Genomic DNA, 12932 nt, shown 5'->3' with positions numbered 1-12932 from the left:
CGCACCGTCCATTCAGGCAGGTGCGCGCCCCGGAACCTGGCCGATCAAGCAGGGAGCCACGGAGAGCACCGGCCCTTCACGGGTAGATCAAGGCGCACTCGCTCAGTGTGAGCAGGCCCAGCTCGGGTCAGGTGATCGCGCACTCCGGGCTTCGAGCTCCACAGCGCACGACGAGGGCCAGGTCACCGGGGTTGTCCCGGGGCCTGGCCCTTGGTCATTGTTCGGGGCGCTCGGCTGGTCAGTGCGGCTGGTGCCACGGTCGTGCCGACGGATGCGCCTCAGAGCGTGACGAAGCTCAGGCCCTTGGCCTTGAGCGCGGGCAGCACGGTCTTCAGCGCGTCCACCGTCTGCGAGCGGTTGCCGCCGCCGTCGTGGCAGAGCAGGATGTCGCCGGGCTTGGCGGCCATCAGCTTCTCGGTGATCTTCGGGACGCCGGGGCGCTTCCAGTCGTCCGGGTCGACGTCCCAGTCGATCGGGAGCATCCCGTACTTGGCGGCGGCGGCGAAGATCGCCGGGGACCAGTCGCCGCCGGGTGAGCGGAACAGGGTCGGAGCGGGGGCGCCGGCGTCCACGATGACCGACTGCGCGTCGGTGATCTGCTTCTCGATCTCCGCGGGGGTGCGCTTCGAGAGCGGCTGCGGGTGGGTCATCGTGTGGTTGGCCACCGTGTGCCCGTCGGCGGCGAGCTGGCGGATCAGGTCCTTGTGGGCGTGCCCAGGGATCCCCACCACGTTGAAGGTGGCCCGGATGTCGTACTTGCGCAGCAGCGCCAGCACCTGCGGGGTGTAGACCGGGTCGGGGCCGTCGTCGATGGTCAGCGCGATCGCGTCGGCGGGTGCGTTCGGCAGGATGTCGTGCACCTTGAAGACCGGCTTGGTGCGCACCGCCACCGGTGAGGCCGCCGCGGGGCTGGGCAGGGCGGAGATGGCGTTCGGGTCGACCGTGGCGTTGGGGGAGAAGGAGTCTGACGGGCTCTCGCCCGGGGTGGCGCCGGTGTGGGCGTGTGCGGAGTCCGAGCAGCCGGCCAGCGCGGCGGAGGCCAGCGAGGCCGCGCCCAGGGTGCCCCAGGTGAGCAGGCGGCGGCGGGAGGGGAAGAAGGGGGAGGCCGAGCGGGACGGGTCGGCCGGCTGAGAGGGCCTGGGTATCGGCATCAGTGGGACCTCAGGACTGGGGTGGCGGGACGGATACGTATCGATCGACGCGGTGCGGGCCCGAACAGTTCCACGGGGAGCGGAGGTTGAGCTTGACCGGCCGGTCGCCCGGAACGAGACTGAGTCGGCGATCCGGGGGGTCCGAAGGTCGTGCGAGGGGGAACGCGCGCGTGAGCAGGATGGATGTCGAGCAGGAGCGCTTGCGAGATTATCTGACAGGTTCGCGTCCTGATCACTCGCTCTTCGCTCCGGAGTTCCTGGCGGAGGTGACCGGCGAGGAACTCGCGGAGCTCCGCCGCGAGCTCCGGCCGCTGCTGGGCAGGGTGTGGACGATCGAACCGGACGATGCGGCAGGGGCGGACGAGGCGTCGCCGGGCCGCTACCGGGTGCGCTGCCCGCGGGCGGTGGTCGAGGCGCGGGTGGCGGTGGACGGGCGCGGCCTGATCACCGAACTGCTGCTGGAGCCGGTCCCGGCCGAACGGCCGCGGTCGGTCGGCGAGCGGCTGCGCGACCTGCGGGGGCCGGCGATCGCGCTGGGCTTCCTGCTGGTCCTGCTGGCGATGGCGGTCGACTCGGTGCTGGCCGGGAGCCGGGCCGGGACGCTGGCCGCGCTGGCGGGCGTGCCCGCCTTGGCGGTGGTCTGCTGGTTCGGCGTGCCCTGGAGCTGGGCCAGCCAGTACGCCCGGCTGCCGGTGGTCGCCGCCGCGCTGGTCCTGGCGGCCGTCGGCCTGGCGCGGCTGCCGGCCCTGCCGACCGGTCGGGGCGGCTACCTGCGGCTCGCCTTCGCGGGGTCGGCCTGGCTGGCCGCCGCCGCGATCCTGCGCGGCCTGCGGGAGGTCCCCGGCGAGCGCGCGCCGCTGCTGATCGCCAACCCGCTGCCGGGCAGCCGGGTGCTGATCGGCCAGGGCGGCGGGGGCGGCGTCAACCACCATGCCGGGCACCCGGTCCAGCGGTACGCGCTGGACCTGCTCTGCCTGAACCGCTTCGGCGCCAGGGCCCGGGGTCCGGCCCCGCGCCGGCTCGCGGCCTACCAGGCGTACGGCGCCACGGTGGCCGCGCCCTGCGCGGGGACGGTGCTCGCCGTCCTCGACGGGCAGGCCGACCAGCCGGTGCAGGCCAGCCCGTTCGAGCCGGCGCCGCAGGTGCGGCAGCACGCCTACGGCAACCACCTGCTGCTGCGGGTCGAGGCCGGCGGGGCGGTGGTGCTGGCGCTGGCGCACCTGCGGGCGGGCAGCCTGCGGGTCGCTGTGGGCGAGCGGGTCGAGGTCGGGCAGCCGCTGGCCGAGGTGGGCAATTCGGGCAACACCACCGAGCCCCACCTGCATCTGCACGCCGCGGCACGGGTCGGCGGCGAGCTGGTGCCGGTGCCGGTGCGGCTCGTGGGCCGGCCCGGGCGCACGCCGTGGCGGGGGCGACGGCTGGACCGCTGACCCGGCCGCCGGGGGCCGGGAGCGCTGCCCGTGTTGCCCGGGGGCGCTGCCGGTGTCGCCCGGGAGTGCGTCCGAGGTCGCCCGAGTGCGTCCGGTGCGGCCCGGCGGCGACGCCGCTATTTCGCTTGCTCCGTGTGCACCCGTCCAGCAGGATGTCCCGGCGGACTTCGAGTGCCGCGGGCTCGGGGTGAGGACCGGGTGGGGCGCTTCTCCGCCCGCCGGTTCCTCTGGCCGACCGAGGCCGCATCCGGCCGTCCGCCGCCGTTGACGATCGACCGCTGCTGACCGGCGGTCGGCGATCACACGCACCGACCAGCCGTCCGCCCGCCCGCCGGTCCGACACGGACTCGGGGTGCGCGGACGGCTTGCCCGCGCGTGCCCAGCGGCGCCCGGCAGGCACGACGGACGGAGGAGCGGTGGCGGCGGCGACGGGTGACGGGGGTTGGGGGCTCGGACGGGCGATGCGCTACGTCCCGGCCGGGGGCGCCGGCCCGGGGGCCGACGCGGCGGGGGAGCAGCCGGACTGCCGGTCACCGCAGCGCTTCCTGCGCTGGCTGGCGGGCCGGCTGCGGGTCTCGGTGGCCTGGGGCGTGCTGCTGGGGGTGGTCGGCCTGCTCGCGGAGGCGTTGGTGCCGGCCGCGATCGGGCGCGCGATCGACAGCGGGATGGTCGGGCGCGACGAGCACGCGCTGCTGCGGTGGGGCGGGGCCGTCCTGCTGCTCGGCCTGGTGGTGAACACCGCGGCGATCCTGCGCGACCGGTGCAGCCTGATGGGCCAGCTCGGCGCGACCTACCTGACCGCCGAACTGATCACGCGTCAGTCCGGCAGGCTCGGCGCCACCCTGCCGAAGCGGGTCTCGGCCGGCGAGGTGGTCAGCGTCGGCAGCGGCGACATCGCGGCGCTGGGGCGGCTGATGGAGGTGGCCGCGCGCGCCTCGGGGGCCGCGGTCTCCGCGGTGGCGGTGGCGGTGATCATGCTGAGCACGGCTCCCGAGCTGGGCGCGGTGGTGCTGGTGGGGGTGCCGCTGATGGCCTGGGCGGTGGCCCGGCTGATCCGTCCGCTGCACCGCCGCCAGGAACAGCTGCGCGCCGGGCAGGGCGAGTTGACCGAGCTCGCGGTGGACATCGCGGGCGGGCTGCGGGTGCTGCGCGGGATCGGCGGGGAGCGGATCTTCGCCGACCGCTACCGGGCGACCTCGCAGCGGGTGCGCGGCTCCGGGGTCCGGCTGGCCCGGGTGGAGGCACTGCTGGACGGCGCGAAGGTGCTGCTGCCGGGGACGCTGGTGGCCGTCGTGGTCTGGCTCGGCGCCCGCGAGGTGCTGGACGGCCGTTTGAGCATCGGGCAGTTGGTCGCCTTCTACGGCTACGCGGTCTTCCTGGCACCGCAGTTGCGTCGGCTGACCGAGGCCGCGGACAAGCTGACCCGGGGCCGGGTGGCGGCGGCCCGGGTGATCCGGCTGCTCACGCTGGAGCCGGAACTGGCCGACGCGGGGCGGGCGGTGATGCCGGCCTGCGGCGTGCTGCACGACCCCGGGACGGGGCTGCGGGTCCAGCCGGGCCGGTGGACCGCCGTGGTCTGCGCCGACCCCGACGAGGCCGCCGGACTCGCCGACCGGCTGGGCCGCTACACCGACTCGGCGGCCGGGTACGGCGGTGTGCCGCTGACCGAGCTGCCGCTGGCCGAGGTGCGCGAGCGGATCCTGGTGGCGCCCGGCGACGCCCGCCTGTTCAGCGGGCCGCTGCGTCGTGAACTCGACCCGGCGGACCGGGCCGTGGCCGAGGAGCGGCTGCTGCTGGACGCCCTGGCGGCGGCGTCGGCCCGCGACATCGTGGCGGCGCTGCCCGGTGGGCTGGACGGCCGGATCGCCGAGTCCGGGCGGGAGTTCTCCGGCGGCCAGCAGCAACGCCTGCGCCTGGCCCGGGCCCTGCTGGTCGACCCCGAGGTGCTGGTGCTGATCGAGCCCACCAGTGCGGTCGACGCGCACACCGAGGCCCGGATCACCCAGCAGCTGGGCGCCGCCCGGGCCGGGCGCACCACGGTGACCTTCACCACCAGCCCGATCCTGCTCTCCCAAGCGGACCAGGTGGTGCTGGTCGCGGGCGGCAAGGTGGTCGCCGAGGGAACGCACCGCGAGCTGCTCGCCGACCCGGAGTACCGCAGCGTCGTCACCCGAGGAGGGGACCCGGCATGACCGCTGTCACCGACACCGACACCGGCACCGACCACGACGCTGCCATGCTGCCCGTCGCCTCCGCCCGGGACGTCCGCTCGTACGCACGCCGGTTGACGCTGCACCACCCCGCCGAGTTGGCCGGTGCACTGGCCCTGCACGCGCTCGCGGCCGCCTGCGGGCTGCTCGCCCCGCGGCTGCTCGGCGAACTGGTCGAGCAGTCCGGGCGCGGCGTCGACCACGCCGCCCGCACCGGGCTGCTGATCTGCCTCTCGGTCGCCCTGCAGGCCGGGCTGCTCCAGGTCGCGGTCTTCGCCTCCGCGCGGCTGGGCGAGAAGGTGCTGGCCGAGCTGCGCGAGGAGTTCGTCGAGCGGGTGCTTGCGCTGCCGCCGGCCATCGTGGAACGGGCCGGCGCCGGCGACCTGGTCAGCCGCACCACCCGGGACGTGGACGCGCTCTCCCGGGCCGTGCGCCAGGCCGTCCCGGACACCCTGGTCTCGGCCGGAACCATCGTGCTCACGCTCGGCGCGGTGCTGCTGCTCGGGCCGCTGCTGGCGTTGCCGTGCCTGGTGGCCGTGCCGGTGCTGTGGGGTGCGACGCGCTGGTACCTGTCCCGGGCGCGGGCCGGCTACCTGGCCGCGAACGCGTCCTACGCCCAGCTCGCCGAGGGCCTGACCGAGACCGTCGAGGGCGCGCGGACGGTGGAGGCGCTGCGGATCGCCCACCGCAGGCAGGAGCGGGCCGGACGGGACATCGCCCGCTCGTACGCGGCCGAGCGGCACACGCTCTGGCTGCGCACCGTCTTCCTGCCCATCTCCGACACCGCCTACGTGCTGCCGGTGGTGGCCACGCTGGTCATCGGCGGGCTCTACTACCTGCACCACATGGCCTCGCTGGCGGCGGTCACCGCGGCCGTCCTCTACGTGCAGCAGACCATCGGACCGGTCGACACGGTGATCGCGCAACTCGACACCCTCCAGGTGGGCGGCGCCTCGCTGGCCCGCCTGCTGGGGGTGGCGCAGGCCGCGGCCCCCGCCCGGCAGAAGGATCCGACGCAGCGGCGGCGGGGCCCCGGGCTGCTGTGGGCGGTGGGCGTCGGCCACGAGTACCGGGCCGGGCAGCCGGTGCTGCGCGGGGTCGACCTGGAGGTGCGCCCCGGGGAGCGGCTGGCGATCGTCGGCAGCTCGGGCGCCGGGAAGTCCACCCTGGGCCGGCTGCTGGCGGGCATCCACCCGCCGCACCGCGGCGCGGTGCTGGTCGACGGCGCGGTGCTGGCCGAGCTGCCGCTGGACGAACGGCGTCGGCAGGTCGCCCTGGTGACCCAGGAGCACCACGTCTTCCACGGCTCGCTGCGCGAGAACCTCGCGCTGGGCCGGGCGGCGGCCGACGAGCGGCAGATGGTCGCGGCGCTGCGCGCGGTGGAGGCCTGGGAGTGGGCAGGCGGACTGGGTCTGGACACCCCGGTGGGCGCCGGCGGAGTCGAGCTCTCGCCCGCCCGGTCCCAGCAACTCGCGCTGGCGCGCCTGGTGTTGGCCGATCCAAGGGTGCTGATCCTGGACGAGGCCACCTCGCTGGTCGACCCGCGCGCCGCCCGTCGCCTGGAGCGCTCGCTGGCGGCGGTGCTGGCCGGCCGCACGGTGATCGCGATCGCCCACCGGCTGCACACCGCGCGCGACGCCGACCGGGTGGCGGTGATGGAGGCCGGGCAGATCGTCGAACTCGGCTCGCACGAGGAGCTGTTGGCTCTGGGCGGCGTCTACGCCGGGCTCTGGGCGGTGGGTGCGGCGGCCGAGGAGGAGGGGAACTCGCCTGATTCGAACGGTGATTGACCGAAAAATTCGAGGGCGACCCAGTGGCCGCCGTCCCGCTGTGCTCCCTGTCGCGACACGTCACCGGGCGCCGAGGGGGCGGCCTTGAACGACATCCGGGTCCACCCGGACACCCTGCGGACGGCGGCCGCCGCGGTGCAGGACACCACCGCCGGGACCGGTCCGGCGCGGGGGCACTGGCTCGACGCGAGCTTCACGGCCGCAGGCGGTATGACCGGCTGGGAGCCCGGCGGTGCGCTGGGCGACTGCACCCATGGCTGGCAGACCCAACGGGCGGGGCCGGTGATGGTCGACCTCCCCGCTCTGCGAACGGCGGACCCCGGGTCCGCCGCTGCATGGGGTGAAGACCGCTCCGGCCGGGCGTGACGAGCCGCACAGCGGGGGTGGGCGCGCCCCGCTCGACCCGCGGCGAGCCGCGTGGTCTGCTGGGCGGCAGTTCACCGCGCCCGTCGAGACCCCACCCCGAGGAGCTTCTCGCGATGCCCAGCCTCACGTATGACCGGGACGGCTTCACGCTGGACGGCCGTCCGCTGCGGATCCTCTCCGGTGCACTGCACTACTTCCGGGTGCTGCCCGAGCAGTGGGACTCCCGGCTCGCCCTGCTGCGCGCGATGGGCCTCAACACCGTTGAGACGTACGTCGCCTGGAACCTGCACGAACCGCGGCCCGGCAGCTACGACTTCACCGGCCGGCTCGACCTGGTGGCGTTCGTCCGGGCGGCCGAGCGGCAGGACCTCAAGGTGCTGCTCCGGCCCGGGCCGTACATCTGTGCCGAGTGGGAGTTCGGGGGCCTGCCCGCCTGGCTGCTCAAGGACCCTGCGATGCGGTTGCGTTGTGCGCACCCCGGCTATCTGGCCGCCGTCGACCGCTGGTTCGACGCGCTGCTGCCGGTGGTCCGCCCGCTGCTCGCCGAGGCGGGCGGACCGGTGATCGCGCTCCAGGTGGAGAACGAGTACGGCAGTTACGGCAATGACGCGGACTACCTGCGCCACCTCGCCGAGGGCCTGCGCCGGCGCGGGGCCGAATCGCTGCTCTTCACCTCCGACGGCCCCAGCCACCCGATGCTGCAGGGCGGCACGCTGCCCGGGGTGCTGCCCACCGTCAACTTCGGTGACCGGGTCGCGGAGAGCTTCGAGGTGCTGCGCGGACACCTGCCCGAGGGGCCGGCGGTCTGCATGGAGTACTGGAACGGCTGGTTCGACAACTGGGGCTCGCCGCACCACACCAGGGACGCGGCCGACGCGGCCAGGGTGCTGGACGAGCTGCTGGCGGCCGGCGCCTCGGTCAACCTCTACATGGCGCACGGCGGCACCAACTTCGGTTACCTGAACGGCGCCAACCTGGAGGACGGGCGGCTGCGCCCCACTGTGACCAGCTACGACTACGACGCGGCGATCAGCGAGGACGGGCGGGTGACGGCCAAGTTCTGGGCGTTCCGCGAAGTGCTCGGCCGCTACACCGAGGTGCCGAAACCGCCCGCCGAGGAGCCGGCCCAGACGCTGCCGCCCCGGACACTGCCCCTCGGCCCCCCGCTGCCGCTGCTCGACCTCGCGGAGCAGTTGGCCGCCCCGGTCCACTCGGCCGCCACCCTAGCGATGGAGGAACTCGACCAGTCCTACGGCTTCGTGCTCTACCGCACCCGGATCAGCGGTCCGCGCGAGACGGCCGAGCTGGTGGTGGACGGGCTCGGCGACCGGGCGCAGGTCTTCCTGGACGGCCGGCCGGTGGGCGTGCTGGACCGCACGGCCGAAGGGGAGCAGGCGCTCCGGCTGGCGGTCCCGGCCGGCGGAGCCCGGCTCGACCTGCTGGTGGAGAACCTGGGACGGGTCAACTACGGGCCGCAGCTCGCCGATCGCAAGGGCATCACCGGCGGGGTCAGGCTCGGCGGGCAACTGTTGCTGGGGTGGCGGATGTACGGGCTGCCGCTGGACGATCCGAGCGGCCTGCCGTTCCCGCAGGAGGCCGATCCGACAGTAAATCTGACGGAGTGTCCGGTGCTGCGCCGCGCCGTGCTCGACGTCGACCGCCCGGCCGACGCCTTCGTGCTGACCGAGGGCCACGGCAAGGGCCTCGTCTGGGTCAACGGCTTCCTGCTGGGCCGGTACTGGGACATCGGGCCGCAACAGACCCTCTACCTGCCGGGGCCGCTGCTGCGCCCGGGCCGCAACGAGGTGGTGCTGCTGGAGCTGCACGGCCCGGCCGGCGACGGGCTGCCACTGGTCGCCGAGCCGGTCCTCGACCGGACACCGGGCACGGCTCAGACCTGACGGGTCGGCAGGATCATTGCCTGGCGCAGGTTGACCCCGCGCCGGCGGCTGGCGGTCCAGCCGATCAGGTCCGCGATGTCCTCGGAGGTCAGCGGCGGGATGCTCTCGAACATCCCGTCCAGGACGGCGGAGATGCCGGCGTTGTCGATGTGGCTGCCCAGCTCGGTCCGGGTCAGGCCGGGCTCGATGTTGGTCACCCGCACGTCCAGCGGGCCGAACTCGGCGCGCAGCACGGTCGAGAGGTGGGTCAGCGCGGCCTTGGTGGCGGAGTAGACGGCGAAGTCGCGGTAGACGCTGTGGGCGCCGATCGAGGAGACGTTGACCAGGTCGGCGGTGCCGCCCTCGGCCGCGACCGCCACCAGGTCGTCGCGGAAGGCGTTGATCACCCGCAGCGCGCCGGTCAGGTTGGTGTCGATCATCCGGGTCCACTCGTCGGTCCGTCCCTCGGCGACCGGGTTGGGCAGCATCACGCCGGCCGAGTTGACCACCAGGTCGGCCCGGCCGAAGGCGGCGCGGACCTGGGCGGCGGCGGCGTCCACGGCGGCCTGGTCGGTGATGTCGACCGGCACCACCAGGGCCTGGCCGCCGCCCAGGGTGATCTTCTCGGCCAACTCGGTCAGCCGGTCGGCGCGGCGGGCCAGCAACGCGACCCGGGCCCCGCCGGCGGCCAGCAGGCGGGCGGTGGCCTCGCCCATGCCGGAGGCGGCGCCGGTGATCACGGCGGTGCGGCCGGCGAGCTCGGGGTAGCTGGTGATGGTCATCTCGGTCTCCCTCTGAGGATCTGCGGCGGCCTGAGGCCTGCGGCAGCGCGGCGTCCGTGCCGGTGGAACCGATGCTGCTCGGGTCCCGGGCGACCTGGCAGGGTGATGCTGTTCCTGGGTCTGCCAGTACCAGGAAGGCTGTCGGCGCCGGGACTTAGGCTTGATCGTATGGAGAACACACTGGGGGAGTTCCTGCGGTCGCGCCGGGCGCGGATCCAGCCGGAGGATGTGGGGCTGCGCTCCTACGGGCACCGCCGGGTGCCCGGCCTGCGCCGGGAGGAGGTGGCCCAGCTGGCCGGGGTCAGCGTGGACTACTACATCCGCCTGGAGCAGGGCCGCGGTCAGAGCGTCTCGGACGCGGTGCTGGACTCGGTGGCCCGGGTGCTGGAACTGGACGCGGTGGAGCACGAGCACCTGCGGGTGCTGGCCAGGCCGCCGCGCTCCGGCGACCGGCGCGCGGTGCCGGTCCGGGGCAGCCAGCAGGTGCGGCCCGGGCTGCTTCGGCTGCTCGACATGATGGCGGACGTGCCGGCCTTCGTCCTCGGGCGGCGACTGGACGTGCTGGCCTGGAACCCGCTGGCCGACGCGGTGGCCGGCTTCTCGGCCCTCACCCGGCGCAACATGGCCTGGCAGGTCTTCCTCGACCCGTCGGCGCGGGGGTGCTACCCGCAGTGGGAGGCGGTGGCGGCCGAGACGGTCTCCTACCTGCGGCTGGACGCGGGGCGTCATCCCGACGACGCCAAGCTCTCCGCGCTGGTGGGCGAGCTCTCGGTGCGCAGCCCCGAGTTCGGCCGGCTCTGGGCGGACCACCAGGTGAAGGAGAAGACCTGGGGCACCAAGCTGGTGCGGCACCCGCTGGTGGGTGACCTGGAGCTGGGTTACGAGACGCTGGCGCTGCCGGGGGACCCGGACCAGACGCTGGTCGGTTACACGGCGCAGGCGGGCAGTGCGACGGCGCAGCGGCTCGCGCTGCTGGCCAGTTGGTCGGCGACCGGAGCGGGGCCGGCGACCGGAGCGGGGTCTGAGGGCGGAGCGGTGCCGGCGGGCGGAGCCGGCCGGGGGGCCGGTGCCGCGGTCGGCGAGGCCGTGGCCGGGGAGCGGTCATGAGTGGCGGCGCGATCGAGTGGGTCACCGTGCCCAGCCCGCTGCCCACCGGGCCGCTGAGCGTCGGGGTCACCCAACGGGGGGTGGCGAGTGTGCAGTTCACGCCGGAGTCGGTGCCCGGTGGTGCGCCGCGCTGCGCCGACCGGCGCCGGGTGGCGGCGGTCACCGAGCGGTTCGCCGCGTACTTCACGGGCGTTTCACGGGAGTTGGCGCTGCCGGTGGACTGGCGGTTGGCGAGCGGTCCGCACCAGGTGGTGCTCGAGACGCTGTACCGGACGGTGGCCTACGGCGAGACCATCACGTACGGCCGACTGGCCCAGCGCAGCGGGGTGTTCGAGGACGTCGCGCAGAGCCCGGGGCTGGCGGCGCGCACGGTGGGCCAGATGATGGGCGCCAATCCGCTGGCGGTGCTGGTGCCCTGCCACCGGGTGGTGGCCGCGGACGGGCTGGGCGGCTTCGGCAACGGGCGGGTGGGGCTGGACGTCAAGCGCTGGCTGTTGACCCTGGAGGGCTGGCTGGCACCCACCCTGGACTGGGACGGCCCCGGCTGACGGACCCTTTCTGACCACTGCCGGACCAATCGAGGAACGATTCTGCGCGGAATTCTCCCGAACAGTAAATCGAGCAGACTGGCTAATCGTACTTATTGATCCGCTCATGCAATCACTCGTCCGAGTGATTGCGTTGTGATCGTCGTGGCCCCACTCTGGAATGCATACGTCCGCATCATCTTCCATGGGGGAGGGTCCTGTTATGACGACTGAGACCGATCTCAATATTCCGGCACCCGGCAGCTCGACTGAGAACCAGCAGCAGAGTCTCGGTACGGCCGCGGCCAGGAACCTCGCGACCACCACCAAGTCCGCACCGCAGATGCAGGGCATCAGCTCGCGCTGGCTGTTGCGCACACTGCCCTGGGTGCAGGTCTCCGGTGGCACGTACCGGGTCAACCGGCGCCTCAGCTATGCCGTGGGCCGTGGCCGGGTGAGCTTTGTGAAGACCGGTGCCGAGGTGCGGATCGTCCCGCCCTCGCTGCGCGAGCTGCCGGTGCTGCGCGACTTCGAGGACGACGCGGTGCTGGAGCAGTTGGCCGGCCGCTTCGTCCAGCGGGAGTTCCAGGCCGGTGAGGTGATCTTCGAGGCCGGGCAGCCGATCAACGAGGTCTATCTGATCGCGCACGGCAAGGTCAACAAGATCAGCACGGGCAAGTACGGCGACCACGCCGTGGTGGGCGTGCTGGCCGACGGCGACCGGATCGGCGACGAGGCGCTGACCGAGGCCGAGGGCCACTGGCCCTTCAGCGTCCGGGCCGCCACCGCCGGTACGCTGCTCGCCCTCGCCTGGCCCGCCTTCCAGGAGCTGGCGGACCGCTCGGAGGCGCTGCGCGCCCAGGTCCTCCAGTACCTCTCCGATGCCCAGCAGCCGCAGACCCGGCACGGTGAGGCCGAGATCGCCCTCGCGGCCGGCCACGAGGGCGAGCACGAGCTGCCGGGCACCTTCGTGGACTACGAGGTCGCTCCGCGCGAGTACGAGCTCAGCGTCGCCCAGACGGTGCTCCAGGTGCACAGCCGGGTCGCGGATCTCTACAACGAGCCGATGAACCAGATCGAGCAGCAGTTGAAGCTCACCGTGGAGGCGCTGCGCGAGCGCCAGGAGTACGAGCTGATCAACAACCCCGAGTTCGGCCTGCTGCAGAACACCGAGTACGACCAGCGGATCCAGACCCACTCCGGCCCGCCCACCCCCGACGACATGGACGAGCTGCTCAGCCGCCGCCGCGGCACCAAGGTCTTCCTGGCCCACCCGCGGACCATCGCCGCCTTCGGCCGCGAGTGCAGCAGCCGCGGCCTCTACCCCGGCACGATCGAGTACCAGGGGCAGCAGGTGCCCTCCTGGCGTGGGGTGCCGGTGCTCTCCTGCAACAAGATCCCGATCGTGGACGGCCACACCAGCTCGATTCTGGCGATGCGTATCGGCGAGGACAACCAGGGCGTGATCGGTCTGCACCAGACCGGAATTCCCGATGAGTACAAGCCCGGCCTCTCGGTCCGATTCATGGGGATCAATGAGAAGGCGATCATCTCCTACCTGGTGAGTGCGTACTACTCGGCTGCCATTCTGGTGCCCGACGCGATCGGTGTGCTGGAAAACGTCGAAATTGCCCGCCCGCGCGGCTGAGACTGTCCATTCCTGGTCGCCCCGGGGCATTCCCCGGGGCG

At 73.7% G+C, this 12932-nt stretch carries 10 protein-coding genes; 8 read left to right on the top strand and 2 right to left on the bottom strand.

Features of this window, described 5'->3' with window-relative positions:
- Positions 1-278: 278 nt before the first annotated feature.
- Positions 279-1151, bottom strand: coding sequence for a polysaccharide deacetylase family protein (locus OG500_RS17240; protein ID WP_327067568.1), 873 nt, complete (start codon positions 1149-1151; stop codon positions 279-281).
- 179 nt (positions 1152-1330) lie between these two features.
- On the opposite strand from OG500_RS17240, the gene OG500_RS17235 reads away from it, so the two are divergent.
- From OG500_RS17235 to OG500_RS17215, 5 genes are all read left to right on the top strand, one after another.
- Positions 1331-2581: a M23 family metallopeptidase gene (locus OG500_RS17235; RefSeq protein ID WP_329587612.1), complete on the top strand. Its 1251-nt coding sequence runs from the start codon at positions 1331-1333 to the stop codon at positions 2579-2581.
- 461 nt (positions 2582-3042) lie between these two features.
- On the top strand, positions 3043-4773 hold the full coding sequence (locus OG500_RS17230) for an ABC transporter ATP-binding protein (RefSeq protein WP_329581177.1): 1731 nt from the start codon (positions 3043-3045) through the stop codon (positions 4771-4773).
- A complete protein-coding gene (locus OG500_RS17225) occupies positions 4770-6581 on the top strand; it encodes an ABC transporter ATP-binding protein (RefSeq protein ID WP_329581175.1) in 1812 nt (603 codons plus the stop codon). The genes OG500_RS17230 and OG500_RS17225 overlap by 4 nt, the downstream gene beginning before the upstream one ends.
- An 84-nt stretch (positions 6582-6665) precedes the next feature.
- Positions 6666-6947 carry a hypothetical protein gene (locus OG500_RS17220; RefSeq protein ID WP_327067565.1) on the top strand — a complete coding sequence of 94 codons (282 nt, stop codon included), beginning with the start codon at positions 6666-6668 and terminating at the stop codon, positions 6945-6947.
- A gap of 113 nt (positions 6948-7060) precedes the next feature.
- A complete protein-coding gene (locus OG500_RS17215; protein ID WP_329581171.1) occupies positions 7061-8848 on the top strand; it encodes a glycoside hydrolase family 35 protein in 1788 nt (595 codons plus the stop codon).
- Here OG500_RS17215 and OG500_RS17210 read toward each other — a convergent pair.
- Entirely contained in the window at positions 8839-9609 is a 771-nt protein-coding gene (locus OG500_RS17210) for an SDR family oxidoreductase (protein ID WP_327067563.1), read from the bottom strand. The genes OG500_RS17215 and OG500_RS17210 overlap by 10 nt on opposite strands.
- 168 nt (positions 9610-9777) lie before the next feature.
- On the opposite strand from OG500_RS17210, the gene OG500_RS17205 reads away from it, so the two are divergent.
- The 3 genes from OG500_RS17205 to OG500_RS17195 all read left to right on the top strand — a co-directional run bounded on the left by OG500_RS17205 (position 9778) and on the right by OG500_RS17195 (position 12891).
- Entirely contained in the window at positions 9778-10716 is a 939-nt protein-coding gene (locus tag OG500_RS17205; RefSeq protein ID WP_329581168.1) for a helix-turn-helix transcriptional regulator, read from the top strand.
- The gene (locus tag OG500_RS17200; protein WP_327067561.1) at positions 10713-11264 is read left to right on the top strand and encodes a methylated-DNA--[protein]-cysteine S-methyltransferase; all 552 of its coding nucleotides are present in this window, start codon (positions 10713-10715) and stop codon (positions 11262-11264) included. The genes OG500_RS17205 and OG500_RS17200 overlap by 4 nt, the downstream gene beginning before the upstream one ends.
- Positions 11265-11466: 202 nt before the next feature.
- The gene (locus OG500_RS17195; protein ID WP_329581164.1) at positions 11467-12891 is read left to right on the top strand and encodes a family 2B encapsulin nanocompartment shell protein; all 1425 of its coding nucleotides are present in this window, start codon (positions 11467-11469) and stop codon (positions 12889-12891) included.
- Positions 12892-12932: the final 41 nt, after the last annotated feature.

This window comes from Kitasatospora sp. NBC_01250 (genome assembly GCF_036226465.1).
Taxonomy (GTDB): domain Bacteria; phylum Actinomycetota; class Actinomycetes; order Streptomycetales; family Streptomycetaceae; genus Kitasatospora.
The sequence above is the reverse complement of the archived record's forward strand: the minus strand, read 5'-3'. Positions and strand labels throughout refer to the sequence as shown.